Annotated in this window: 33 protein-coding genes; 13 read left to right on the top strand and 20 right to left on the bottom strand. The window is 41.0% G+C overall.

Annotated features, from left to right (window positions below):
* The 17 genes from FTV43_RS12420 to FTV43_RS12340 all read right to left on the bottom strand — a co-directional run bounded on the left by FTV43_RS12420 (position 1) and on the right by FTV43_RS12340 (position 11,990).
* Positions 1 to 1,317 (bottom strand): DUF2213 domain-containing protein, encoded by a 1,317-nt coding sequence (locus FTV43_RS12420; protein WP_179995585.1) that lies wholly within the window; start codon positions 1,315 to 1,317, stop codon positions 1 to 3.
* Between the two features lie 32 nt (positions 1,318 to 1,349).
* Positions 1,350 to 2,036, bottom strand: a complete 687-nt coding sequence (locus FTV43_RS12415; RefSeq protein ID WP_179995601.1) for a phage minor head protein — start codon at positions 2,034 to 2,036, stop codon at positions 1,350 to 1,352.
* Entirely contained in the window at positions 2,005 to 3,405 is a 1,401-nt protein-coding gene (locus FTV43_RS12410) for a DUF1073 domain-containing protein (RefSeq protein WP_179995584.1), read from the bottom strand. The genes FTV43_RS12415 and FTV43_RS12410 overlap by 32 nt, the downstream gene beginning before the upstream one ends.
* Before the next feature lie 9 nt (positions 3,406 to 3,414).
* Positions 3,415 to 5,073, bottom strand: coding sequence for a terminase (locus FTV43_RS12405; protein WP_179995583.1), 1,659 nt, complete (start codon positions 5,071 to 5,073; stop codon positions 3,415 to 3,417).
* Complete coding sequence (locus FTV43_RS12400; RefSeq protein ID WP_179995582.1) at positions 5,070 to 5,567, bottom strand: DUF2280 domain-containing protein; 498 nt, start codon at positions 5,565 to 5,567, stop codon at positions 5,070 to 5,072. Before FTV43_RS12400 ends, FTV43_RS12405 begins: the two co-directional genes overlap by 4 nt.
* 46 nt (positions 5,568 to 5,613) lie before the next feature.
* Positions 5,614 to 6,243 (bottom strand): putative metallopeptidase, encoded by a 630-nt coding sequence (locus FTV43_RS12395; RefSeq protein WP_368856085.1) that lies wholly within the window; start codon positions 6,241 to 6,243, stop codon positions 5,614 to 5,616.
* A 525-nt stretch (positions 6,244 to 6,768) separates the two neighbouring features.
* Positions 6,769 to 7,167, bottom strand: coding sequence for a surface-adhesin E family protein (locus FTV43_RS12390; RefSeq protein ID WP_179995581.1), 399 nt, complete (start codon positions 7,165 to 7,167; stop codon positions 6,769 to 6,771).
* A gap of 179 nt (positions 7,168 to 7,346) precedes the next feature.
* Complete coding sequence (locus FTV43_RS12385) at positions 7,347 to 7,787, bottom strand: hypothetical protein (RefSeq protein WP_179995580.1); 441 nt, start codon at positions 7,785 to 7,787, stop codon at positions 7,347 to 7,349.
* Positions 7,784 to 8,188: a DUF559 domain-containing protein gene (locus FTV43_RS12380; RefSeq protein ID WP_179995579.1), complete on the bottom strand. Its 405-nt coding sequence runs from the start codon at positions 8,186 to 8,188 to the stop codon at positions 7,784 to 7,786. Before FTV43_RS12380 ends, FTV43_RS12385 begins: the two co-directional genes overlap by 4 nt.
* 86 nt (positions 8,189 to 8,274) lie before the next feature.
* Positions 8,275 to 8,673 carry a hypothetical protein gene (locus tag FTV43_RS16025; RefSeq protein WP_257224114.1) on the bottom strand — a complete coding sequence of 133 codons (399 nt, stop codon included), beginning with the start codon at positions 8,671 to 8,673 and terminating at the stop codon, positions 8,275 to 8,277.
* The gene (locus FTV43_RS12370) at positions 8,670 to 8,963 is read right to left on the bottom strand and encodes a hypothetical protein (protein ID WP_179995578.1); all 294 of its coding nucleotides are present in this window, start codon (positions 8,961 to 8,963) and stop codon (positions 8,670 to 8,672) included. Before FTV43_RS12370 ends, FTV43_RS16025 begins: the two co-directional genes overlap by 4 nt.
* Positions 8,964 to 9,108: 145 nt before the next feature.
* Entirely contained in the window at positions 9,109 to 9,372 is a 264-nt protein-coding gene (locus FTV43_RS12365; RefSeq protein ID WP_179995577.1) for a hypothetical protein, read from the bottom strand.
* Positions 9,373 to 9,484: 112 nt separating this feature from the next.
* Positions 9,485 to 9,769, bottom strand: a complete 285-nt coding sequence (locus tag FTV43_RS12360; protein ID WP_368856084.1) for a hypothetical protein — start codon at positions 9,767 to 9,769, stop codon at positions 9,485 to 9,487.
* Positions 9,766 to 10,515 carry an ATP-binding protein gene (locus tag FTV43_RS12355; protein WP_179995576.1) on the bottom strand — a complete coding sequence of 250 codons (750 nt, stop codon included), beginning with the start codon at positions 10,513 to 10,515 and terminating at the stop codon, positions 9,766 to 9,768. The genes FTV43_RS12360 and FTV43_RS12355 overlap by 4 nt, the downstream gene beginning before the upstream one ends.
* Positions 10,512 to 11,462 (bottom strand): replication protein, encoded by a 951-nt coding sequence (locus FTV43_RS12350; RefSeq protein WP_179995575.1) that lies wholly within the window; start codon positions 11,460 to 11,462, stop codon positions 10,512 to 10,514. The genes FTV43_RS12355 and FTV43_RS12350 overlap by 4 nt, the downstream gene beginning before the upstream one ends.
* Before the next feature lie 45 nt (positions 11,463 to 11,507).
* The gene (locus FTV43_RS12345) at positions 11,508 to 11,783 is read right to left on the bottom strand and encodes a hypothetical protein (protein WP_179995574.1); all 276 of its coding nucleotides are present in this window, start codon (positions 11,781 to 11,783) and stop codon (positions 11,508 to 11,510) included.
* Between the two features lie 12 nt (positions 11,784 to 11,795).
* Positions 11,796 to 11,990, bottom strand: coding sequence for a Cro/CI family transcriptional regulator (locus tag FTV43_RS12340; RefSeq protein WP_179995573.1), 195 nt, complete (start codon positions 11,988 to 11,990; stop codon positions 11,796 to 11,798).
* Positions 11,991 to 12,105: 115 nt separating this feature from the next.
* Between FTV43_RS12340 and FTV43_RS12335 the strand changes: the two genes are divergently transcribed.
* The 10 genes from FTV43_RS12335 to FTV43_RS12290 all read left to right on the top strand — a co-directional run bounded on the left by FTV43_RS12335 (position 12,106) and on the right by FTV43_RS12290 (position 18,018).
* Complete coding sequence (locus FTV43_RS12335; protein ID WP_179995572.1) at positions 12,106 to 12,783, top strand: S24 family peptidase; 678 nt, start codon at positions 12,106 to 12,108, stop codon at positions 12,781 to 12,783.
* Positions 12,784 to 13,274: 491 nt separating this feature from the next.
* Positions 13,275 to 13,613, top strand: a complete 339-nt coding sequence (locus FTV43_RS12330; protein WP_179995571.1) for a hypothetical protein — start codon at positions 13,275 to 13,277, stop codon at positions 13,611 to 13,613.
* Positions 13,613 to 13,867, top strand: a complete 255-nt coding sequence (locus FTV43_RS12325) for a hypothetical protein (protein ID WP_179995570.1) — start codon at positions 13,613 to 13,615, stop codon at positions 13,865 to 13,867. Before FTV43_RS12330 ends, FTV43_RS12325 begins: the two co-directional genes overlap by 1 nt.
* 2 nt (positions 13,868 to 13,869) lie before the next feature.
* On the top strand, positions 13,870 to 14,850 hold the full coding sequence (locus FTV43_RS12320; RefSeq protein ID WP_179995569.1) for a YqaJ viral recombinase family protein: 981 nt from the start codon (positions 13,870 to 13,872) through the stop codon (positions 14,848 to 14,850).
* 22 nt (positions 14,851 to 14,872) lie between these two features.
* A complete protein-coding gene (locus FTV43_RS12315; protein ID WP_179995568.1) occupies positions 14,873 to 15,865 on the top strand; it encodes a recombinase RecT in 993 nt (330 codons plus the stop codon).
* A gap of 139 nt (positions 15,866 to 16,004) precedes the next feature.
* Positions 16,005 to 16,757 (top strand): hypothetical protein, encoded by a 753-nt coding sequence (locus FTV43_RS12310; RefSeq protein ID WP_179995567.1) that lies wholly within the window; start codon positions 16,005 to 16,007, stop codon positions 16,755 to 16,757.
* Complete coding sequence (locus FTV43_RS12305; protein WP_179995566.1) at positions 16,757 to 17,146, top strand: DUF551 domain-containing protein; 390 nt, start codon at positions 16,757 to 16,759, stop codon at positions 17,144 to 17,146. Before FTV43_RS12310 ends, FTV43_RS12305 begins: the two co-directional genes overlap by 1 nt.
* On the top strand, positions 17,143 to 17,442 hold the full coding sequence (locus tag FTV43_RS12300) for a hypothetical protein (RefSeq protein ID WP_154320521.1): 300 nt from the start codon (positions 17,143 to 17,145) through the stop codon (positions 17,440 to 17,442). Before FTV43_RS12305 ends, FTV43_RS12300 begins: the two co-directional genes overlap by 4 nt.
* Complete coding sequence (locus FTV43_RS12295) at positions 17,435 to 17,752, top strand: hypothetical protein (protein ID WP_179995565.1); 318 nt, start codon at positions 17,435 to 17,437, stop codon at positions 17,750 to 17,752. The genes FTV43_RS12300 and FTV43_RS12295 overlap by 8 nt, the downstream gene beginning before the upstream one ends.
* The gene (locus FTV43_RS12290) at positions 17,752 to 18,018 is read left to right on the top strand and encodes a helix-turn-helix domain-containing protein (protein ID WP_104852053.1); all 267 of its coding nucleotides are present in this window, start codon (positions 17,752 to 17,754) and stop codon (positions 18,016 to 18,018) included. The genes FTV43_RS12295 and FTV43_RS12290 overlap by 1 nt, the downstream gene beginning before the upstream one ends.
* 7 nt (positions 18,019 to 18,025) lie before the next feature.
* Here FTV43_RS12290 and FTV43_RS12285 read toward each other — a convergent pair whose 3' ends face one another.
* From FTV43_RS12285 to FTV43_RS12275, 3 genes are all read right to left on the bottom strand, one after another.
* On the bottom strand, positions 18,026 to 19,288 hold the full coding sequence (locus tag FTV43_RS12285; RefSeq protein ID WP_179995564.1) for an integrase family protein: 1,263 nt from the start codon (positions 19,286 to 19,288) through the stop codon (positions 18,026 to 18,028).
* A gap of 400 nt (positions 19,289 to 19,688) precedes the next feature.
* Positions 19,689 to 19,991: an I78 family peptidase inhibitor gene (locus tag FTV43_RS12280; RefSeq protein ID WP_004973483.1), complete on the bottom strand. Its 303-nt coding sequence runs from the start codon at positions 19,989 to 19,991 to the stop codon at positions 19,689 to 19,691.
* Between the two features lie 135 nt (positions 19,992 to 20,126).
* Entirely contained in the window at positions 20,127 to 20,432 is a 306-nt protein-coding gene (locus FTV43_RS12275; protein ID WP_096901595.1) for a DUF4298 domain-containing protein, read from the bottom strand.
* A 265-nt stretch (positions 20,433 to 20,697) separates the two neighbouring features.
* On the opposite strand from FTV43_RS12275, the gene FTV43_RS12270 reads away from it, so the two are divergent.
* From FTV43_RS12270 to FTV43_RS12260, 3 genes are read left to right on the top strand one after another with little or no spacing between them, the layout of a single operon-like run.
* Complete coding sequence (locus tag FTV43_RS12270; RefSeq protein WP_004973479.1) at positions 20,698 to 21,051, top strand: hypothetical protein; 354 nt, start codon at positions 20,698 to 20,700, stop codon at positions 21,049 to 21,051.
* A 5-nt stretch (positions 21,052 to 21,056) separates the two neighbouring features.
* A complete protein-coding gene (locus tag FTV43_RS12265) occupies positions 21,057 to 21,476 on the top strand; it encodes a hypothetical protein (protein WP_131260874.1) in 420 nt (139 codons plus the stop codon).
* Positions 21,473 to 21,943, top strand: coding sequence for a hypothetical protein (locus FTV43_RS12260; RefSeq protein ID WP_179995563.1), 471 nt, complete (start codon positions 21,473 to 21,475; stop codon positions 21,941 to 21,943). Before FTV43_RS12265 ends, FTV43_RS12260 begins: the two co-directional genes overlap by 4 nt.
* The last annotated feature ends 107 nt before the right edge of the window (positions 21,944 to 22,050 follow it).

Here is a 22,050-nt window from a genome sequence, read left to right as displayed (position 1 = left end):
TTACTTTCCTTTGTTCCAAAAATCGCGGTTACGCTGATTAATCTGATCAATCGTTGGGGCAGCACGACCAAAATCACGAGTAGTGATACCTGAGCGCACGCCTTTCAAATTGTTTTGCTGTTTGATTAACTCTGATGCGCCAATGAATGCTGCATCAAGTGTTTGAATTGATAGGGTATCAATATTGGCATTCGCACCAATAAACGGCGCTACAGCTTTTTGACCATCAGTCGTCTGCATCGCAGCTTTTAACGCCTGACGTTTGGCAAGCACAACCGCTTTACCGTTGTTTGCACTGTCAATCGTTGGAGGCAACTTAATACCAGGCGACAGGATCTCAGCACGAACCATCACTTCTTTAAGTGAGTCACCAGTATGAGTTACACCTGTGTCCATCTTTTCAGCAGATTCAGCTTCAAGAATGTCATCTTTGGTTTCAGACTCTTCTTCATCTGAATCCTCGGTTTTCTCCTTATCGTCTTCATCTTCGGTTTTTTCGTCCGAATCTTTGGTTTTTTTCTCCAAAGCACCAATTCGAGAATCCATGGTTTTGAGCATTTTAAGGATCTGACGATTCACAGCAGCATCAGATGTTTTACCATCCTGCTCTTCATCTTCATCCTCAGTCTCCTCATCGGTGTCCTGAGTTTCCTTAGCCTCTTCCAAAGCTTCGTCAATTGTTCGTTTGGCGCCAAGCAATGCTTGATACCAAGGTTTTTTATTTGTCTTACCAGACATAAAACTATCTCCTATCGAGCAGCGGGAACCGCAACGCCCTTTGTCTACTAATGCAACGTGATTACCAAAAATGTTGCGCTGTACCCCTTTGCCCGGACTGATCTCAACATAATCAGCATCGTAGCCAAGAGAAATTTCTACTTTTTCACTCATCACTGAATCAATCGCATCTTGATCAGTAATTAATAAGTCAGCTATCAGAAAATCTGCTTCTGCACCTTCTCCACGTCGAACGCTGTGTGCAGTACCTACCGCCAACTCTTTCCAGTTACTCGGACTAACCCAGTCTTCTGGATGGTCATTGGTGACCGCCTTGCCTTCAAAACTAGCCATGGTCTTTGGATCAAATAGATCTTCTTCACCACGCTGAATCAAAATCAGTCCGGTACTATCCGCTTTTACAGGCACTTCGCCATCGCCATACATTAATGTGCCGATACGCGCCACAGGCACATCACGACAAAGCAGATAGCCTTCTGGCGTAGTTTCACGTGTTCGTCCAATCTGACCTGTCGTATAGATATTTGAACGGTCTTTCGTGGCAGACGGCGCAGGCTTTTTCAGTTTCTTTTTAAGCATAGTTCACCTAAATTCAGGCAATAAAAAACCACTCAATCGAGTGGTATTACAGGATCTGGATAGCATCGACAGTTAGGAAGACAGCCTGCATGTCCTGTCATCCGGTCTAATGTCGGAGGCTTATTCCAATACACAAACTTGCCATTCATTTCTTTATGACTTGGCCTAACATCAACATCACCAGAAGTTCGCCAGGTGTATCCTTCAGAGCCAAGATTCTCAGCACGTGATTGAACAAATGCCGATGCAGCCCGGCTAATCTCTGTTCTTGCGATGGTATTAGCTCGACTCATGGAAACCTGACCACTCGCCATGATTAAACCTGCAAGCTCTTTCGACCGTCCGCCTTCAATCAGCATTCTGGTCGATAGATCATGCACACGTTGAGCTGCATCTAATGGCAGAGACTTAATCAATCGCACTTGGTCGGATAACAGTTGTTGGTAAACAGCACCAACATCACTATTCCTGATCTGCTCACGTACGCCGTAGGACAGGTCTTTCGCATAGATCAGCCATGTCTTTTCATCGCGTAAGGCGATATCAGTCATAATCCGTCCAGCCGTGTTGTTAGCCCAATGATGCAAGGTATCCGCGTACTGATTTAATGATGCTTGGATTAAAGGCCATGATCGAGGGTCATAAACATCAAACCCTTTCACAATCGTATCGATATAGCCTGAAATTTTACGCAGCTGACGGCTGTACTCGATCTCCATCCGTCGCATCCGTTTCGGATCGAAGTGGTTCATCATGTTCACTCATCGGTGGTGGTGGATCATTCTCAGCGTCGTTGATATCTTCATCCGTGATAGTAGAGAAAATACCGGTCGAGCTGCTGGCCTGACGTAATTCTTTCAATGCCGTATGACGACTAATCACACCCTGTTCTTCAGCCTTCAAAATGGCATTGGTTGTCTTCTCCGCCACATTTGATTTCTGTTCTTCACTCATCTGCCACAGGCTAGTGAAATCAAACTTAAATGAATCGGGCAAAGGCTTTCCAAGTGTAGACAGCGACACAATTTCTAAAAGCTTGTGCAATGGCGTGCGTAGACGACGTTCTTGCTGCTGGTTGATATTGTCGTAGTAATTGGATAAGTCAGATTCACCCGTTGAGTTTAGGCCTGCAGGCGATTGACCAAACAAACGCACCAATGGAATTTGCGTAGCACCTGAAATTTGCTGACCAAACTGTAGCAACAAAGTATCAAGCCCAGAGAATGTGTAAGAGTGCGTTTCAAACTGGTCTTTAGCATCCATCAAGGTTAGACCTTCATTAGACTGCCATAAGCGAATATGGTTGATTTGCTTTACCAAACCTTCAAAAGCACGACCACCGGTAGCGATAATGTCACGCAGACCATCTACCTTATATGTACGTAAATGCGCCTTATAGACCAATTGACCTGCGCCCATGGTGGCGCTATCAAATACAGTGAGTCGATCCTCTAAGCGCTCAACAACTGATTGACCCCAAAGGTTTTCAGTCATTGCCTGCCAGTAAGGAAGGTTTACGCCGTCGATACGAATGACGCGTGAGTAATGGATACGCTGACCACATAGACCAGCTGCGTCTTGGAATACATCGTAGTATTTAGGCCTGCCATAGTCTGGACCATATTCAGTGACCAGATCTTCAAGCGTAGGCTGTACCATCCAGCGGTCTAAAACCATCAGACCTTTAAACTGGTCCTTGCCAATGGTTTTGGTGTTCAATGGTGTGGATACATTTTGACCATCAATCAGCATGACAGCGATTGCGCCACCATATAAGCGACCCCACTTAATGGTATCACTCAACTTATCCCAAACTTGCAAAGTGTCTAACGTATCGTTAATCACTTCACCATGCTGCGGATCATCAAAGCCCTGTAATGAGATACCTTCTCGCGTCATATCCTCAGCAACAACATCAACCACTTGACCTACCACCCAACTTGAGCGGTACATCGCTTCAAGCTTTAGGCGGTTACGACTAGTGAGGTTAAAGCCATAACTAGACTGATCGTTTTGACTGCCAGCACCCAAACCAACACGAGCCGCAAAGTTTTGAAAACTATCGGCCGTAAATTTAAATATTCCCATAATTTTCTCTTAAAGCTTATCCCATACATTGAGATTAGCCACTTGCGGGTTAAAACAGATCATGACGCTATCAGCACGGTTTGGAGATGAAGCGCCGTCGGGTTGTTTATTTACCAGAATCTTGCCAGAGCCGTTTTTGGTATAAGTCGGCTGTGATAGTTCAGTAGTGAGCAATGCCAACTCCTTTGGGTCTATATCTTCACTGGATAGCGAGATAATGAACTCAGGATCATAATCACGGCCTTCTAATGCTCGGAATGTCTCCTGGAAGCGTAAACGCAGCCACCACCATGACTGAGCTTTAAGATTGGCAAAGAAGTCCTTGTTTTGGCGTTTCTCAACAATTTCACCTTCAGGATCATGGACGGCGCCTGAACCACGGAATGGCTCAACAATAATTTCTCGCTGTCCTGTTTCTAAATTCTTCTCATTGATGACACGGGCATCACCGCGTACACCAGCACCAAGTCCATCAGCATCATAAAACATCGTATTGATGCCTCTATCCTGACAATGGTCCATAGCTTTTTGAGTCGTCCCAAAGATGTCATCACCTTTACCTGACCAAGTATCCAAATACTTCAGTACAACGCCGTGGCGATCTGCAATGGAGTTTTTATCCTTACCTTCGTCGGCAACGTCTAGACCTGCGATCCGGTCACCAGTAGGCTGAATATTCAGTTTTTTATGTGCATCGATAGCAGCTTGCACCCATGCAGAAGGAATCAGAACACCTTCGACCGATGCCGCATAGTTGATATCTACCTCTTGAGCCAATACGACTTCATCCAGCGTAGCCAATTGCTTTTCGTACCACGGATAAATCAGCTTGCCACGTAGTTCGACTTGCCAGTTCTTATCTGGATTAGCACGCCAAGGCATGGTAAAGACGGCGTAACGTCCACTAAAACGATCCTGGTGAAACTTATCTCCAATACCATTAGGAGTTGATCCCTTAATATGCACGTTGGTGTTCTGAGAAATTGCAGCGTCTACAGCTTCCTGACGCTCTACGAATGCCCATTCATCCAGAAAATACATCGTGGTACGACCACCACGGCCAATGTTGTCACCAGCCTCACCCGTAACGGTTGCGCCGTTGTCCGGGTTAATGATCCGCATGTAGTTGTCATGCACTTTCTCGACAAAACCTTTCGGCTTCATCCAGTCTGGCATCTTGGAGAACATATCTCGGAACTTGTGCAGTAACGTTTTTGGATCACCCTTCTTATCGACCAGTTCCTCTTTACGACTCCCCACCCCACCAGCAAAGCCTTCCACGAATAACCAGCGATGCAGGTAAAAGCCCAGGACCACATAACTCATCCCTTCGTCACGGCTCTTTTCAATCAGGCCATGTGTTTGAGTGCTCTCACGCTCAAGCAACCAATCCACCAATTCAACCTGCTTAGGTCGAAGCACAAAAGGGATATTGGCAGGCATACCAAACGGCATGCCACGCGGGTCATACGTCCACACCCAATGATTAAACCAGTGAGCGGGATCATTCCTACATTTATAGATTTCAGCCTGAATGCTGAGATCACTTTGTTCAATCATAGCCTTGTAGTAGTAACGGCGCGTCATTTCAGCAACAACTTCAGGCAAGCGTGTATTGATCGTCCACTCTTTAATAAGTGGCGCAATTTCTTCCAGAGCGTACGTCATAACTTACCGTTAATTACTAATCGTGAAAGCTCTTGTGGGGACATTTTTGCCAACTCATCTGGCGTGTATTTCGGTGGCGCATTTATCTCTTCTTGTTGAATAGGGCCACCATCCTTACCAGTGATTTCTTGTTTATTTGTAAACTGCCCACCGCAGTCTTTAGCAGCCTGTTCAAGAATCTTGAGTGACATCACTGTGTTCTTTACATTGCGCTCTAATTGCTTCTGATACTGCTTTAAGCGGTAATGCTTGTTTGCAATCGGGATATCAATTAAGCCAGCATCAAAGTCGGCGCGGGTTTTATGAAATAGCTCGACGAATTTTTTTGATAGGTTTTTGCCTGCCGCTTTGGTTGGGTCATACGAAGCGACCTGAACACGATCTATGGAAATTTTAAATTCTTGTTTAACGAGCTCAGCAACTTCTTGGGGCGTATCACGACAAGCAAGAGACTGAACTATAAAAATTTTTACAGGCTCTTTAAGTGTTGCCATAAACACCCCTTCGTATAACAACGTATAACAAAGCAGGCAAAAAAATTTAAGCCAACTTCAATAAACACGTACCACATGCATGAGCAATTTTTGCCTTGCCGATTGTTGGGCCATCATTTGCAATATCCACCATTTTTTGAACGTCTGGTGATGCACCGTAACGCTGAACGACACCGTGAAATTCTTCTACATCATGCGGTCGCAAATAATATTTATACTCGCCTGTAGACGGGCTGATTTGGTAATTACCATCTTCATCTTTTTTAGCACCCACGTGATACAGCTCATGTTCGATCAATGCACAAAAATCAGTATCATTGGCTTTGTGTGCAAACCAAGCATCAATTGTGATGATGAAATTCGGCACACAACCAAACCAATCAATCATCTGTTTTTCTTGACGCAACTTTCGCCAGCCGCCCGCCATCGGTGCAAACTTTTCAGTCTGACCCAGAACAATTTTTTCAGACTTTTTAAATCCACTTGATGCCCATAGCACCATGAATAAATCATCATCCCACGGCGATATATGCATGTGATCAGGGTTGTGTAGCTCACCATCCTCATCAATGAATGTTTTTAAAATCCATGCCTTTAGCTCCTGTGCAGGCTCAAACCCCACTGGTTCTTCAGGGTCAAGATCAAGTAAGCTTTGAGGCGGCATTGGTCGTTTCACAGCAATACATTCCGTAAATTTCTAATACGATCTTTCAAGCGGCGCATGATGCCGTCTATCGCTAGCATCTCTGCCCGCGTCAATCCCGATCTACTGAGATTCTGATGCTTAGACAGCTCAGCACTGCAAAATTCTAAGTCTTGTTTCGCTTGTACTTTGTCTGTCATGTAATCACCAATAAAAAAGAAAAACCCCGCCAATATCTAGTATGTAGCGGGGTTGAGTGCCGTAATCCGTTCGGCAAAATGCCACCGAAGCGGCAAGGGTTACTTTGCTTTACCGCACTTTCTGCATTCAATTTGCACGAAAATATCCGACTCATAGTCGTATGAATGAATACAAAACAATCGTTTTAAGAATTGGAGCATTTTGCTCTCCTGAATTTGGGTGGCGGTAATCAATTTAAAAACCACTAGAAATTAATAGGAACCGCCATTGGGTGCCTTGATATTGCTTTCACAGAACATTTCTCAATGCATTAAAAAAGCCCACCTTTCGATGAGCTTCTAACATTTACTTCTTCATTTACTGATATTGACATGCTTTTTCTAAGATACCTTCTCCAGCTGAATTTGGAATAACATCTCTCATCTCTACATAGGTTAGCTGACGAGAATTTACCAAGTTGCCATTCTTTTTATACTTTGAATAAGACTTCAATCCCGAAGTTAATGCATTGCAATCTATATGCATTAAATCAATTTGATAATCACCTACAGAAAGTCCATCCTTGGTAATATCATTATAAATGACCAGTTTAACCCAAACTTTTAAATAAGACTTTCCATACTCAGATGCTGTTCGAATTTTATCAGGGTCTATAAGGTAAATGTGTTCATTTGTAGAACCTACACTTTCCCATTCTGCATTCGCTTTCGCGGAAAAAAAACCTATCATTAATAAAGCAAAGACTATTTTTAACATAATTATGTCAATTCAGTTTAATTACAATAGTTTACAATTCTATTATATAAATAAAATATTGACCAATATTTATTATGAAAAAAGCCCACTTTTTGATGAGCTTCTTTCCGATCAAGTGCTTAACTAACACTTCGACCACTTAACACAAAATAGCATATTCGCATTTAAATGCAAGTTATTTAATCAATTCTCAGTCTTTTATCATGCCCTGCTAAATAAAACTTTCCTGCATAAACCATGTTGTTAATTGAGCTTCGACTCAAAGTAAATTCACGCACCATCTGATCAAGTGACAACCCTCGCACATTCTTCTCAATAAACAACTTCACCGCTACCTTTGCTGACTGACAAATCCGATTCGAGAATTGAATATCAATAATCAACTTTCGTATTTCTTCAGCTTCATCATCCGAAATGCTGCACACAATTTGGTTTTTACGACTACCGTAGTCTTTGTTGTTTTCGCAGATCAGCCAGTAAATCTGATTAATGCCCAAATTATCAGGCATATTCCCAGACTTCATTCGGCATATTTGGATGTATGCACCATATTGCTTTAACCATTCTTCAATTGTGTGTTTTGACCAATCCATCACTTGTGTTTTCACTGCCGCATTCATCCCTTCACCAACCCTTCAATCTGTTTAATTGCAAATCCGCTTGTCACTTGCTCTGTACTGAACCGTAAAACCTGAAATCCCATCATTGTTGCTGCGTTGTATTTTTCCATGTCCCCTATGTAGCCCTTGCCCCGTGTATGCCTGCCACCTGACCAGATACCCCCTTCAACTTCGATCAAAAGCTTTGTATTCGAGATATGAAAATCAGCCCTCCATTTACGTTTGTTGTGAAATTTAAATTCCTGCACAAATTCGATTTTTAACGCTCTGAGCTGCTGGATTAATGCTGCCTCACCCACACTTTCCACCTTTACGCCTTTGACTTTGTTTTTACGCTTGGTGGCAGTCTTACGACCACCGCCATAAAGTTTTCTGTATTCAGCAAGCGAGATGCTAGTCACTGGCACCTCGCAATGCATACATCACACGACTTGGCACCCAGCCACAGTACCCACAAACCAAACCGCCTTTTAAGCGGCCACAGAATTTACACATGTTCACCTACCCGTTCTATGACTGTTTGAATGGCTTTCAATGTCATATCCTTGTCAGTGGAATCACGTAAAAGATCAGCAATCATTAAAACTTTTCGCTTATATTTCTCAGCGACTTTTTCCGCAGCTTTCTGCTTACGATCCTGCACAGTGTTGAATGCGATTAGCCCATTGTGTTCTTGCTTGAGCTGGATATAGCACTGCTCCATGTTGGTGAGTTGGGTTTTAAGTTCATCAATCCGCACTTGCTTTTCACACCAAACCCGATACGCCAAGCGCACTGTCAAAATTTCAAACTCGCCATCACGCTGGATGAATAGACGCTCACCGTGTTGGAAAACTAATGTTTGATATTCAGGCGTTGTTTTCAGCCATTCTTTGAAGTCGTTCATTGGCAGCTCTCCACATCTGCAATGGCTGCACGCAACTTTTCTGTCTCAGGATTAATCCAGCGCAAAACTGAAAGGCGATTTAATTCTTTTTTTGCCGCATCCAAACCACCAAACGATTCAACCAACTCATGCGACTCTACAAGGCGTTTTAGATCATTAACACAAACCGTATCTTCAAAATATTTACCCGCACACTGACTATGAACTGCAAAATATTCTAGTGTTGTGTCCTCTAATAAATACTTGGCATGTTCAAATCCAAACTTCTTCACAAACTCATTTGCTTTCATTCTCAATCCCCAAAAAATGAGACAAACAAATCCCGTGCAATTGCACCCAAACCAATCCCAGCGATTAATAAATTTGTCGAGCTAGAATTGAGATATGCATCCACCGCAAACCCAATGAATACGATTAGATAAATAACTTTCAAACTCATAAATCACCCCGCACAATCGTCATCGGTGAAATGTGATTTTTGATGTCACTCACATAATCGGTATTTGTATCAATACGGTGACCAGCACGGATTTCACCTAACGTGGCGTGGCGCAAATGATCTTCATGCACCTTACGCGTAAACCCCTTGAGGCACTCAATACAGATCAAGTCGTCAGTAATTCTCCAACCAATCACTCGATAGAGACCTGTATCGGCAAACTTTTCAAAAACAACCTTGTCCCCAATTTTGTAATCCATCACTCGCTCCAAATAATTCGGCTATATGCAAAACCTGTGCTATCACCAGTTGCCGCAGCAAACGCCACCGCAATAATGATCGAAACCAACAAATACATTTGCTTTTCAGTTGTCACGCCTTTACCTCAAATAATTCTTTGGCCATACCTGACAAGTAATAGCGATAACCAGTGTTTACATAGCCAATGCGACGCACTAAACCCATGCTTTCCAAGTTTGTTAAATATCGCTGCACCGATCTCTTTGACATGCCTGGCAATACTTGCGCTCGAATCACGTCAGCTGATGCCACTTTGGTGTTTTTAATAAAAATTAGAACTGCGATACCGCGTGTTAACTGCGATATACCCTTACTCCCAACCAAATCCATTGTTGAAAAATCTTTAGGATGCTTCACACTGCACCCCCTATTCGCTGATCTTCCCAGTTGCATTCCACAACATCCAAACCGTCATGCTGAAAACGGGACCACAGTCGATCACCCAAATCTTTGCGCAATTCTTCTAACGTAAAATTTGAAATGAGCATTGTTGGCTTGCCATCGTCATAACGTGCATACAGCACCTTATGCACCAGCTGCAGTCTGTTCTCATGCCGATCATGCAAACCGTATTCATCCAAAATCAGTAAGTCATACTCAGTGAATCGGTAAACCGCTTGAGCTTCGTTGTCATCGGGCTTAGTCCATGCATTGGCAATTTCTGCCGCCATGTCTTCAGATGTGATGTATCTTGCAAATTTGCCCTTGTCCAAAGCGTTTCGAGCCACGGCGCAAGACAGATGCGTTTTACCTGCGCCAGTACGCCCAACCATGATCAAATTACGTGTAAGGCCCGTAATAAAATCCTTGGTGTATTTCACGCAAAGCTCTTTGGCATTTCTTTGGCCATCGTTTTGAGTGATGTACTCGTTGAATCCACTTTTGGCGTGTCGGCTTGGGAGTTTGGCACCTTCAAAGTGTTTTTTACGCACCATGGCATCAACTGCTTTTTGGTGTTCAAGGTTGCTTTGAATCACATTTTCTTTTGCACAGGTTCCACAAACCAAACTACTGCCCGCTTTGATTTTGAGTTCACCGTGGATGGGACAAATGTCACTACTCACTTGGAAATTAAATCCTGCTAGTGCTGCAATTGAGTTCATACAAGGTCCCCCAAATCGATATCGTCAGTTGAGCAAGGCGCATACTGAGTTACATCGCCCCATGCGTCGTTGACGTTTCGTGAAGTGCTAACTTGGCTTTGTTTGTGTTGGTGGGTATTTGTATTGCGTGAAAACTTTCGCTTAATCCATTTCACAAAATTTGAATACATCTGAGTTTCTGTAATCAGCCCAGATTTAAACTTTTGCTCGTAATGCGCATTGACCTCCAGCAAAACCTGATTCACTTGATCTTGTGTCATTGGCATTTCACCTGATCGCTGCAACCAAGAATTCAAAGAATGCAAATCTGGTGTCCAGAGATTCAATACCTGATCTACTGGATTTTGCTGGGTGTTTCTCTCTTTAAAGTTTTCTTTAAATGTTTCTTTAAGTGTTTCTTTAATAGTGCCCCGTTCAACGGTACTAGTCCCGTCACCTTTCGCGGTACTAGTCCCGTCCCGTTTGGTGGTACTAGTCCCGTCACCTTTCGCAGTACTAGTCCCGTCCCGTTTGGTGGTACTAGTCCCGTCACCTTTAAGGGTACTACCCTCATTTGGTACTAGCCCCTTTTCTCGGTACTGGTCAGGAGTGAATAAATATTCATTTAGACAGCCTGTTGTTCTCTCAACTTTGATCAAACCAAGTTCTTCCAGATCGCGAATACATGACATAACCGTGTCGCGTTTTTTAATTCCGCAATACTTTTGAAATTGAGTAATAGCAATTGGATGTGATGCGCGATCAAACCCTATGGTTTGGCGCATGACAAACATTAAACACTTAAATGCCTTATCGTTTAACTGAGCCATAATCCGACTATCAATTAACATGTTAGGCATCTTGGTGTAGCGCTCTTCTTTATTCGACATAGCTTTGCGCTCATTTTTTGGGAAATGAACTACTTGCCCTTGAGGTAGTGGTGGTTCATGTGCTAAATTTGTGTTCATTCAATGCCCTCTAAGTTTTGAATACCAAAAGCCTGATCTCAACCATCAGGCTTTTTCTTCTTCTAGATGATCTGAATTCCCTTCAAATCCCTCTACAAAACTAATCTCGGATGAGATATCCCGCACCAAAGCTGCTAATCCCAAGCGCTCAAAAGATTTCGCCTGTACATTAAGAACATGCCACTCACCAACGATTTCTTTTTCAAGAAGAAACGCTAGGTATTGGGCAAGATCTTTACCCTTGATCATGGCGAGTGTTTTAGCTCGCTCATGAATCTCCGGAGACAAACGAACATGCGTGGATTTCTTTTCAAGACTCATAAAAACACCTCTTTAGGCGGGAATTTTCTCACTTACTTCCCGGTGTGGAATTTCTGGCTTCTTTCTTAGGAGCTTTAACGCTGATTCGTCTGGGACTGTTTCACCCCATTGACTTACAGCCTGTTTGGTAATTCCGATTTCTTGGGCGATTCGAACTTTGGTTTTGAAAATTGCAAGAGCATCGGAAGTTTTCATAACGATATGCATGACATAACTCCGTAAAGTACGCTTTCTAATAGTAAAGCACACTTTACTAACTATACGCAAGCACACTTTACTTTTAAAAAGTTAAGCTAGCTTTACTTAGAGCGAGGGCAATCGGATGGCTAATCTTCAGGATCGAATGGCTTTGGCGCGGCAGCATTACGAAAGCGCTTTCGGTAAGAAATTAAAAAACACCGAAATGGCTGAATATTGCAAAGTGAGCAAAGCCAGTATTGGTCAATGGTTTAATGGTCCCACCAAAAATTTGGAAGGTGCCAACCTTTCAAGAGCCGCAGAATTTTTAGGCGTAAATCACAAATGGCTTGCTGGTGGTAATGCACCTATGCTGACTGCTAATCCTTCTAAGCTTTCTATAACAATTAAATCAAATAGTATTGATGCACCAGTGCTGAGCATGGATCAAACACAGAAATGGCGTGAATATATTAATGGTCAGATTACCCCTGAAGAATATATTGCTACTAACTATGAGGGTTTAGATAGCGAATCTGTCTTTATAGTTAAAGTAGTAGATCAGAGCATGTCGCCTATCTTTGAGGTTGGGGATAGATTGATTATTGATCCTTATAAATTACCCAACCCAGGCGGCTACGTGTTAGCCCTCTGTGAAGGAAATACTGTGGTTTTTAGGAGATATCGAGTAACAGGATATGATGATGATGGTGAGGCACAATTTGAGCTCATACCTCACAACAATGATTTTCCTGTTCTAGATTCTCAAAAACATGACATTAAAGTTCTAGGTGTAGTTGTTAGATTTACCAGGGAGTTATAAGGGGGCCGAATGCTTAAAAAATTTTGGAACTATGGAACTTACAAACCAGTTCAAAGGATTGGCTTATTAATTATATTACTTGGGTTGATCCTATCTTTCGCATATTCAGTAAAAGTTAATTACTGGTTTTATGAGGGAGTCAAATACTACTTTTTCACTGTATTTGAGCGACCACCCGAATTTAAATACGATGGGTTTTATGCATCCTATCCTTATCTCATAGCCTTAGGTGTTTTAATGACGTGGTTTAATCCAATTTTCATAAGAATTTTTATTTTTATAGGGAGTTGGATTTATAAAAACAAATAACCCAAATGCCCGCCTTGAGCGGGTTTTTTATTGCCTATAGAAAATAAAAGTAAAGTTTGCTTAAAAATAATAAGTAAAGCACTCTTTACAACTTGCAATTAGTAAAGTATGCTTTACCTCGTAAACAACAAAAAGCCCGCAGGGACTGGAAATCTAGCGGGCTCGAATACAACGAGGTCATTATGGCAAAACTTCAAAAATCATTCAAGGCTGCGTTATTCGCACTACTTGTTGGCTCAGGGATGTTCGCAGCGTATGCGGTACAGCCTGCCAAAGAGCAACCTACTGAGCATTTTTATAGCAGCTCATACCAAATGCAAAACAGCTTCTGCGCTGATGAATATTGCACGGCACGTATCAAGGCTGATGATGCTGACGTTTATGTTGAATACAAACTTGATGACGCATCTGTTGCAGAAATGGAAGTTATCAACGTGATTCGCTTCAACGAGTCAGTAAACGCTGAAATAGATCGCTACGAAATTCAAAAAATTAATGCTGCGATTGTAGGGGGTGTTTGATGAGTATCTTCACTCCGAAAGTAGCACCTCCAGCTGGCGCAACACATCACGCTTTAGTGAATGGTGAAGCGCTTGAGTATTACCGCAAAGACTCGAATCAAAAATTTGATGGTGGTCAGTGGGTGGATTTGAACTCTTATTTCCCGATGTGGTTAACCCCTATCAACCAAATGCCTGCACAAATAACTTGTGGCTTTGTGCGTTCTGAAATTTACCCACGTAAAAGCGTTTGTGGCGCATATCAAGGGGACTAAATATGAATACTGCAGTTAATTTACAAAGTGCTGAAAACGCTCGCCAAGCATGGCTTGAGTCTCGTCGTTTAGGCATTGGTGGTTCAGATGTGGCGGCAATCCTTGGTTTGAGCAAGTACAAATCACCGTATCAATTGTGGCTTGATAAAACTTCACGGTCTGAACTTGAAGATTCTCAATCCGAGGCTGCTTACTGGGGCAACACTTTAGAAGACATTGTGGCCAAAGAGTATGCCAAACGGAATGGCGTTAAGGTGCAGCGTGTTAATGCAACGATCGCTCACCCTGAACAAAACTGGATGCGTGCCAATATCGACCGTGCAATCATTAATCCTGAAATAGCAGGTAATGTGCGCATCAAAAATGGAAAGCTAACCACAGACCGAATCCTTGAGTGCAAGACTGCAAACCAATACTTGGCAAAACTTTGGGGTGATGAGCAAACCGAATCGGTACCTGACTATTACCTGACTCAATGCCAGTGGTACATGGGTATTACAGGTGCATCACTTTGCGGTTTAGGTGTGCTGATCGGTGGTCAAAAGTTCCGTACCTACCAAATTGCTTTCGACCCTGAATTGTTTGAAATGCTTGTCGAGCAATGTTCTGAGTTTTGGCATGAGCATGTGTTGGAAGACGTACCACCAGCGCCAACCACATTTGATGATGTCTTGCATCGTTGGGCAAAACACAATCCTGATCAGGCTGTGGAAGCTGATAGCGAGCTGGCGCAGATCATCACCGAATACAAAGAACTCAACAGCAACATCAAGGAAGCTACAGCCGAGCTTGACCAACTCAAGCTGCAGATCTGCACACGTATGGAAGATGCAGAAATGATTATTGCTGAAGAAAAGCGTTTGGCCACATTCAAGTATCAGGAACGCAACACCTTAGACAGCAAAGCATTAAAGGCTGCACATCCTGATATTTACGAACAGTTTTTAAAGACCTCTAGCACTCGCGTTTTGCGTGTGGCTTAACCCATATTGAAAGGACAGAACCATGAGCAACATTACAACAACTCAAAACACTGCGGTTAACTTTTTAACTCCAACATCACTACAAGAAGCAATGCAGATTGCTGACCTTTTGGCGGGTTCTGACATTGTGCCAAAGGATTATCAGCGTAAGCCTGGCAACATTCTTGTTGCTATGCAATGGGGTGCTGAAATCGGATTGCAGCCACTTCAAGCAATGCAAAACATTGCTGTAATTAATGGTCGCCCTTCTATCTGGGGTGATGCAATGCTTGCGTTGGTGCGCAGCTCAGGCTTACTTGACTTCATCCGTGAAGAACTTTCAGAAGATGGTACCAAGGCAATTTGCACAGTAAAACGCAAAGGCGAAGAGCCAACCGTTTCTGAGTTCAGCATGGAAGATGCCAAAAAAGCTGGCTTATCAGGTAAGCAAGGACCTTGGACACAGTATCCAAAGCGCATGATGAAATTACGTGCACGCTCTTATGCTTTACGTGATGTCTTCCCTGATGTGCTCAAAGGTATGGCGATTGCTGAGGAAGAAAAGGACAAGGAAATTGATATTACCCCTGCTGCGGTTACACCTGAAACAAGCACAGCAAAAGCAAATAGTGGTTCATCAGCATTAAAAGCACGTATGGCCAAGAAGCAGGCGGTTGAGTCTGTTGCTACTGAAATTGACCTTACTCCATATTACCAGCGCATTGATAATGCAACGTCACTTGATGATTTGAAGCAGATCGGTGCTGATATTGCCGCACTTAATTTGGGCGAGCCTGCCAAATCTGAAATTGGGGAGGCATACAAAGCCAAACATAAAGAGCTTAAAGAAGCTCAAATGTTCCCTGCTGAATCTGTGACCGCTGTGATTGATGAAATCAACAATGCAAGCGACTTGGATACGTTGAATACAGTCATGGCGACCCGTTTTGAACCATTTACAGCAAAAATGACTGAACAGCAAATTGCTCAAATTAATTCAGCGTATGAAGCTCAAGAAGCAGCTCTAACACCATGAGTTTTTCATATTCAACCATCACCCGAACACTAACAGTGTTCGGGATCAAGATGACGCACATATTTAACAACGTGAGTTTAGGTGAAATTGACAGCCTAATTCTTGACGCAAAATTCAAAGAAGCGAACTGGAGAGAATAATGAATTCAGCTGCTGATATGAGACGCTTTCATGAGCAGACAGCTCTACAAAAAGCAAAAGACAAAGTAATTGATGCTTTAAAGAATGACCCGCTTGGCTTATCTGCAAACCAATTAATGACTGTTTGCCGCCTTAGTATTAAGACGGTGAAAAACATCCTAGCAACGATCGATGTGCAAGAAGAGCATGGTGTTTATTTTCTGTCAGGTGTGGCTAGAGCAAAAATTTCAACTGAACCACAAGCAGAACAAGTCACAACAGTAGTGCAGGTAAAGGCTCATGATGCAATTTTGCAATATTTGCATGACTTTCCTGCAGGTTTAACAAAGCCTGAACTGATGGCTGCTTTGAAATTGAATGATAAGCAATTCACCAATAGCATTTATAAGCTCAATAAAGATGGTGCAATTATCCGTGCTGGTAAATTCGGCAGCTACAAATACCAATTAAAAACTAATGGCCAAGAAATGAATACTGAAGTTATTGCGGCACCAGCTGCTGAAGAAAATGTGATTAGTGTGCAGCCTGTTGTTGAAACACCAGCTCAGGATCCACAGCCTAGTGAGCCTGATGCCATCGCTTTACTAAAAGACCAGATTAAAACAGTGGTCACACGTAAAAGCGAATTGACTCTACAGCAAGACCAACTGAGTGAGCTTTTATCAAGTGTATTCGGTTTAAACACAGTCAATTTTTGTGTTGAAGGTAGCCGTTTAGTGGGTGTGCATCTTTCTCAAGAAGAGGTGGCGTGATGGATATTGAAAAAGATAGTAATCGTGAAGCGTTTGAGGCAATTGCTGAAAATATCAGATTGCTGCGTGGTGCGAAATTCAAAGATGGTGAATATGTAGCACTTTCATTATTTGACGAAAGCTCAAAAGAACTTGCAGCACAGTTAAATTACGGCTGGGCGATGTGGTTGTCGGCTAAAGCCCAAGCGGTGCCGAAATGGATTTCGGTCGAAGATGAGTTGCCGAGCGACGGTCAAGATGTAATTGCTTTTGATGCTATTAAGCATTGTGTGTTTAAGGGTGGTGAATTTCTGCAAGGATACTTTGAGCCAGATACAGGGCATGAATACACAGAGCCTGTTGATGTTACGCACTGGATAGCAATTGAAGCACAGGAGTCAGCCAAATGAAAATGAATGCACCAATTAAAATTGAAATGAAGGTTTATGCGGTTGAAGAAGAGTCTGGGCAGCAAGCAGTTGTAACCATGTCGCTTCCTTTGGGCCAATATCCTACTCGAACAACATTAGAGTCTATCTTTAAGCAAGCTCAAGATGCTCTACCTGAAGGCTTTCGTGTGATGGATAAATCTGAATTCTTTAATGCTTATCTGCAGGAAGAATATGGAACAACAGAAAAGTTTGCGACTCCAGGATCTCGTGAATTTACCGATGAAGATATTGAAATGGAGCAAGCCAATGACTGAAATTCAACAAACGAACGTCGGCGTGGCGAATTTCATTGCTGGTGAGTTGCACAAGATGTTGCCCTTTGACTTGGTGTTAGATCCAGGTGAAACAGGCGCTCTTTATGAAATAGCGGTTGATATGCGTCATTTAAATTCTGATTTTGTTGAATGGGTTATCAAGGTCACAAAGAGTAGAAAGGTTGATGGTACTGGAATCATTATCCGTGTGCAAAAACACTTTGTGCATCCGCTCTACAACATGCTTGCTTTATATATTAATAAGCATGACCAGTATGGTGTGGTTAAAGCTTTGGGAGAGGTGTCGTGATGGCATTAAAAAACTTGGATTCAGTTGCTGAATGTAAAAAACAGCAATTACTTGAAAGTTTTATAGCCGCTCCAAATGATCAAAATTTTGGTCAAGAAGTGGTGGCGCTATATTTGGGTTGCTCCCCTTGGACACTGGCACGAATGCGCTGCGATGGTTCTGAGTTACCATATACAAAAATTGGACGACGCATCGCCTATAAAAAACGTGATGTACTGGCCTACGAAAAAAGCCGCACAACAACGTGCACGGCTCAGTATGTATAAGGCAGGTCTATCCTGCCTTAATTTGTTTTAATCGCTCATCCCAAACACTTTCATAATTAAAACAGTCAATTTTGCCCTGATAAACAGCTTCAACCATGTTCATTGAAGCCCTGAGTTCTTCCATTGGAATTTGCACATATCCACCAGTCACATCAACACGTGGCCTAGCAGTATGATTCAGTAATCGCTTGGTCACGTAAATATTGAATCGAAGTAAATTGCAAATCGTGGCAAAAGTTCGTCTAAAATCGTGCATTGAAACATAGAAATCCACCTGATCGCCTATAACTCTTAGAATCCGATCAACACAGGTGGCATGGATGTTTGCAGACGTTGGTATTTTTGTCGCAGGAAAAACCCAATCGTTCTCACGCAATAAATAACGGTCTTTCAGAATTGATAATAGGTGTTCACCTATTGGAAACCAATGGTCACCACCGTTTTTTGTATCCTTAAATACAACTGTTCCATCTTTAAAATTGATATCAGTCCATTTCAGCTTACAGACTTCTTGACGTCGGCAACCTGTATACATTGCAAATAAAAGAATATCACGGTGCGTATTAGATCGAGCAGTATTTTCTAAATTCAGCTCATCTTTATAATTCAAAACGGCATTATAATATTTGTGAATAACATCTTTATCCAAGTGCCTTTCACGACGCTCAATTTTATTCCAGCCTTTGGTTACAGCAATAACATCAACAGGATTTGTGCGCAGGATTGGATCCTCATCACTTGAGTACAGCACATGCATATATTTCCACAACGTACCCAGTAGCGATACAGCACCATTCGCACATGAGGGGCTTAACTTTGTTACCTCAATAAATTTATCTAGAACTTCACTCTTCGTGATTTCAAATAATTTTCTATTAGACCAGCGCAAATACAAATTGAAGTACTTATTGTATTGTTTGACTGTTTTTGGCTTGAAGTCATTTTTGCTTAGATAAATATCCAATGCTTCTTGTACTGTAATATCAAGTGGGTTATTAACAACTTGTTTTTTAGATGGCTTTACATACTCACCATTGGCAATTTTAGCCAAAATGGTTTGTGCTTTTGCACGAGCAGGCAAGGTAGAAATTTCATTAGTTTTACCTAGTACCACCCTGTACAGTTCCCCTGCATTTCGTCTTTCAATGATATAGGATTTTGATTTGGTGGTAGCCCGAACAGCAAAGCCAATTAACTCACTATCCCGATAAATTTTTTGACCTGATGTCGTCAATGGAATAGCATCAACATTGGACTTGTTGAGTTTCATATTTAATACCAGATACCTTAGACAGTACTGATTTAAGCATGTTTCTCAACAGTCTACAAATAATCTACAAGTAAAAAAGTGACACTATAAAACCTGCAAAGTACCAACATAACGATTTGTTTTTATTGGTTTTATAAAAATAAACTTTCCACAATGGTTTTATAGAAAAAGTAGAATCCACCTAAGCGTGTCGATATATTCAAGGCTTGCATCAATGTGTATTTCCTTGATTTTTCAAACACATAAATAAGTGCATTATCTGACCTGATCTAAAATTTTATGACAACCGATATATTAACACTGTAGTCCTTTAATTTTGAGTGATTGGCTGATTAAAACGCAAAACCCTGAAAATCAGAGCAAATTTTCAGGGTAATATTGAGAAAATTTCTTAAAATTTTTAGCCGCAAGAAGCTTGTATAATAATTTTAGTTTTCGGATCGACCACCACAGTGACTCGATTCATACGATAATCCATTGTTACAGGCTGACCTGGTGTAACCATTCTCACAATTTCAGCTCGGGTAAGCGCTTTAATTTGTGTTTCAGTCAAACCTGTTTTACCAACTAACTGCGCAGCAGATTCTGGGACACAATTTTGCATGGTCTGTGGCACCTGAGTTTGTTCATTGATAGGCTGATTACTACACGCAGCTAAAGTTGCCACACTTAAAACAGCCAAAACACTATATAACTTTTTCATGTTGATACTCGTTTTTAATTTCTTCAAACCAACTCAAAATAACATAACTGATTAAATATGCAGTAAATTTACTGAATAAAACTGTGATGATAGTTTTATTGATCAAAATAAATTAGATGTAAGTTTGGATTAAGTTTAATTCTCAATCACACTTAAACTCAGTTTCATCCAATCAATTGCCTGTTGGCGACGCTCTTCTAAAGCATTCCATAGCGTATCTTGCGATAATATAGAATATTCCCCTTCGCGGCAGCTAAGTTCAGGCGCATTTTCATAGTCCTCAAGCCATTGTTCACTTTGATAATAGGCCTGTAATTCTTGCCAGAGCTTTTCTGCAGCTTGCCATTTTTGCTGCGCTTCTCGCATCTGTCGATGTAAATCATGCCATTGCTCATATTGTTGCTGTAAAACCTGAGCATCGTACATTTTATTTTTACTCATAGCTGAAATTCAAAAATTAAGATGACATGAGCGTACAATAATTCAAGATCAAGGAATGTGAGTGTATGTAGGTTTTATTTAAAGAAACATATATTGCTATATTTTTTTGCATTAATTTTTAAAGAAGACAATTCCTGATTTATTTAGTCAACTTTAGCTTCATTACTTTCAGTAAAATTTAGTATAAAAGTGTAATTCCATCTTTTTATCAAAAGTTAAAGTCATTAGTATAAGTTTGCTTCAATTTTTTAGAAGAGGTACAAAAATGAAATATATTTTAGGGGCAACATTACTTGCATTCGGTTTAATGGGATGTAACTCAAATTTAAATAATGAAGTGAGCCAAGAAAAAGTACAAAGTAATGCACCTGCAGAAACACAAGTTATTTATTTTAATGGCCCACAAGATTTAACCATTGAATTAAAATCTTCAGATAATTTTGAAACTGCAGAAATGGTAGATAATTCAGACACAGTTTATCATTTAAAACGTGCTGTATCTGGTAGCGGTATTTTACTGAGCAATGATGATGGTGTATCTATTCATTTTAAAGGTGGTGAAGGAGTACTTGAGTTAGTCAAAGATCAGCCTATTAATATTACTGAATTTAAAAAATAGATTTTTTGCTGATTTTAGGCATACATAAGGACGAAAGTAATAATACTATTGGTAATTACATAGTCGAAGGCACCAAGCCATCAACTAAAGATAAAGTTATTAATGTTGAAACACAATATTATGAAAATCCAGGACATCATGACTTGAAAGATGGAAATATGCCTTATAACTCTACTAAAGCAATAATTCCTGACAATCATGTAAAATTATGGGAAAACAGTGTAAAAATTGATAGTGATCCAAAAAATAGATGGGCAATTGAAAATAAAGATGGGAAGGTCATTTATCATAGGTTTCAAGATGATGGTAATGGCAATTTCCATTGGAATGGTTCGACAAAAGGTATTACGTCCTCAGGAAAGGAACGAAATATCAAGATTTCTGATGTCCCTTCTGACTTGATAAAAATGGTAGATAGCAAATGAATAGAATTGGAAACGATCAAGTTTTTATAGAGTTTGATGGAAATTATCAGAATAGTAATTTCATCCCATTGCGTTTATGTATTGAGGGGGAGTATCTAGGAACTTTAGACTCTCCTACTTATGTGACTAGCTTTATAAATTCACTAAAAAACTTACTAAATGATAATTACTATTATAGCAATGTGATAAATGATGAAAATTGTAAAAAATTTTTCTATCCTAAAGGTTTATTATCTGAGAATTACAGAATCACTTTAGAAGAAACCTTTGATGATTTCAGTAAAAGGGCAGCAAGGAATAATAATACTATTTATTTTACTTGGTTTTTATATGAAGATCATTTTTTTGAATACAAAGATAACATTGTAAATAAGGTATTTTTTTCTAAATGTAAAAGTCTAGATTTACTCAATTTAATAGATGATTTTCTTGAAGTAAGAGGTGGTTCCACTTGTTTGAACAACTAAAAGCGTATTTATAAGTGATATTCCGCTCTAGTTAAGCCACCTTGTTTTGTTGGGGTAGCTGATCATAGTAAAACTCATTTGGTGTCATTTTGTCTAGACTCGAATGA

It is taken from the genome of Acinetobacter sp. YH16053, from assembly GCF_013417035.1.
Lineage (GTDB): Bacteria > Pseudomonadota > Gammaproteobacteria > Pseudomonadales > Moraxellaceae > Acinetobacter > Acinetobacter towneri.
Note: the sequence above shows the minus strand (reverse complement) of the source record. Positions and strands in the feature narration are given on the sequence as shown.

What these genes read in the sequence shown, in the direction of transcription:
- FTV43_RS12420 (WP_179995585.1), bottom strand. Translation starts at nt 1,317, where the DNA reads ATGCTTAAAAAGAAACTGAAAAAGCCTGCGCCGTCTGCCACGAAAGAC.
- FTV43_RS12415 (WP_179995601.1), bottom strand. Translation starts at nt 2,036, where the DNA reads ATGGAGATCGAGTACAGCCGTCAGCTGCGTAAAATTTCAGGCTATATC.
- FTV43_RS12410 (WP_179995584.1), bottom strand. Translation starts at nt 3,405, where the DNA reads ATGGGAATATTTAAATTTACGGCCGATAGTTTTCAAAACTTTGCGGCT.
- FTV43_RS12405 (WP_179995583.1), bottom strand. Translation starts at nt 5,073, where the DNA reads ATGACGTACGCTCTGGAAGAAATTGCGCCACTTATTAAAGAGTGGACG.
- FTV43_RS12400 (WP_179995582.1), bottom strand. Translation starts at nt 5,567, where the DNA reads ATGGCAACACTTAAAGAGCCTGTAAAAATTTTTATAGTTCAGTCTCTT.
- FTV43_RS12390 (WP_179995581.1), bottom strand. Translation starts at nt 7,167, where the DNA reads ATGTTAAAAATAGTCTTTGCTTTATTAATGATAGGTTTTTTTTCCGCG.
- FTV43_RS12385 (WP_179995580.1), bottom strand. Translation starts at nt 7,787, where the DNA reads ATGAATGCGGCAGTGAAAACACAAGTGATGGATTGGTCAAAACACACA.
- FTV43_RS16025 (WP_257224114.1), bottom strand. Translation starts at nt 8,673, where the DNA reads ATGAACGACTTCAAAGAATGGCTGAAAACAACGCCTGAATATCAAACA.
- FTV43_RS12370 (WP_179995578.1), bottom strand. Translation starts at nt 8,963, where the DNA reads ATGAAAGCAAATGAGTTTGTGAAGAAGTTTGGATTTGAACATGCCAAG.
- FTV43_RS12365 (WP_179995577.1), bottom strand. Translation starts at nt 9,372, where the DNA reads ATGGATTACAAAATTGGGGACAAGGTTGTTTTTGAAAAGTTTGCCGAT.
- FTV43_RS12355 (WP_179995576.1), bottom strand. Translation starts at nt 10,515, where the DNA reads ATGAACTCAATTGCAGCACTAGCAGGATTTAATTTCCAAGTGAGTAGT.
- FTV43_RS12350 (WP_179995575.1), bottom strand. Translation starts at nt 11,462, where the DNA reads ATGAACACAAATTTAGCACATGAACCACCACTACCTCAAGGGCAAGTA.
- FTV43_RS12345 (WP_179995574.1), bottom strand. Translation starts at nt 11,783, where the DNA reads ATGAGTCTTGAAAAGAAATCCACGCATGTTCGTTTGTCTCCGGAGATT.
- FTV43_RS12340 (WP_179995573.1), bottom strand. Translation starts at nt 11,990, where the DNA reads ATGCATATCGTTATGAAAACTTCCGATGCTCTTGCAATTTTCAAAACC.
- FTV43_RS12335 (WP_179995572.1), top strand. Translation starts at nt 12,106, where the DNA reads ATGGCTAATCTTCAGGATCGAATGGCTTTGGCGCGGCAGCATTACGAA.
- FTV43_RS12330 (WP_179995571.1), top strand. Translation starts at nt 13,275, where the DNA reads ATGGCAAAACTTCAAAAATCATTCAAGGCTGCGTTATTCGCACTACTT.
- FTV43_RS12325 (WP_179995570.1), top strand. Translation starts at nt 13,613, where the DNA reads ATGAGTATCTTCACTCCGAAAGTAGCACCTCCAGCTGGCGCAACACAT.
- FTV43_RS12320 (WP_179995569.1), top strand. Translation starts at nt 13,870, where the DNA reads ATGAATACTGCAGTTAATTTACAAAGTGCTGAAAACGCTCGCCAAGCA.
- FTV43_RS12315 (WP_179995568.1), top strand. Translation starts at nt 14,873, where the DNA reads ATGAGCAACATTACAACAACTCAAAACACTGCGGTTAACTTTTTAACT.
- FTV43_RS12310 (WP_179995567.1), top strand. Translation starts at nt 16,005, where the DNA reads ATGAATTCAGCTGCTGATATGAGACGCTTTCATGAGCAGACAGCTCTA.
- FTV43_RS12305 (WP_179995566.1), top strand. Translation starts at nt 16,757, where the DNA reads ATGGATATTGAAAAAGATAGTAATCGTGAAGCGTTTGAGGCAATTGCT.
- FTV43_RS12300 (WP_154320521.1), top strand. Translation starts at nt 17,143, where the DNA reads ATGAAAATGAATGCACCAATTAAAATTGAAATGAAGGTTTATGCGGTT.
- FTV43_RS12295 (WP_179995565.1), top strand. Translation starts at nt 17,435, where the DNA reads ATGACTGAAATTCAACAAACGAACGTCGGCGTGGCGAATTTCATTGCT.
- FTV43_RS12290 (WP_104852053.1), top strand. Translation starts at nt 17,752, where the DNA reads ATGGCATTAAAAAACTTGGATTCAGTTGCTGAATGTAAAAAACAGCAA.
- FTV43_RS12285 (WP_179995564.1), bottom strand. Translation starts at nt 19,288, where the DNA reads ATGAAACTCAACAAGTCCAATGTTGATGCTATTCCATTGACGACATCA.
- FTV43_RS12280 (WP_004973483.1), bottom strand. Translation starts at nt 19,991, where the DNA reads ATGAAAAAGTTATATAGTGTTTTGGCTGTTTTAAGTGTGGCAACTTTA.
- FTV43_RS12275 (WP_096901595.1), bottom strand. Translation starts at nt 20,432, where the DNA reads ATGAGTAAAAATAAAATGTACGATGCTCAGGTTTTACAGCAACAATAT.
- FTV43_RS12270 (WP_004973479.1), top strand. Translation starts at nt 20,698, where the DNA reads ATGAAATATATTTTAGGGGCAACATTACTTGCATTCGGTTTAATGGGA.
- FTV43_RS12260 (WP_179995563.1), top strand. Translation starts at nt 21,473, where the DNA reads ATGAATAGAATTGGAAACGATCAAGTTTTTATAGAGTTTGATGGAAAT.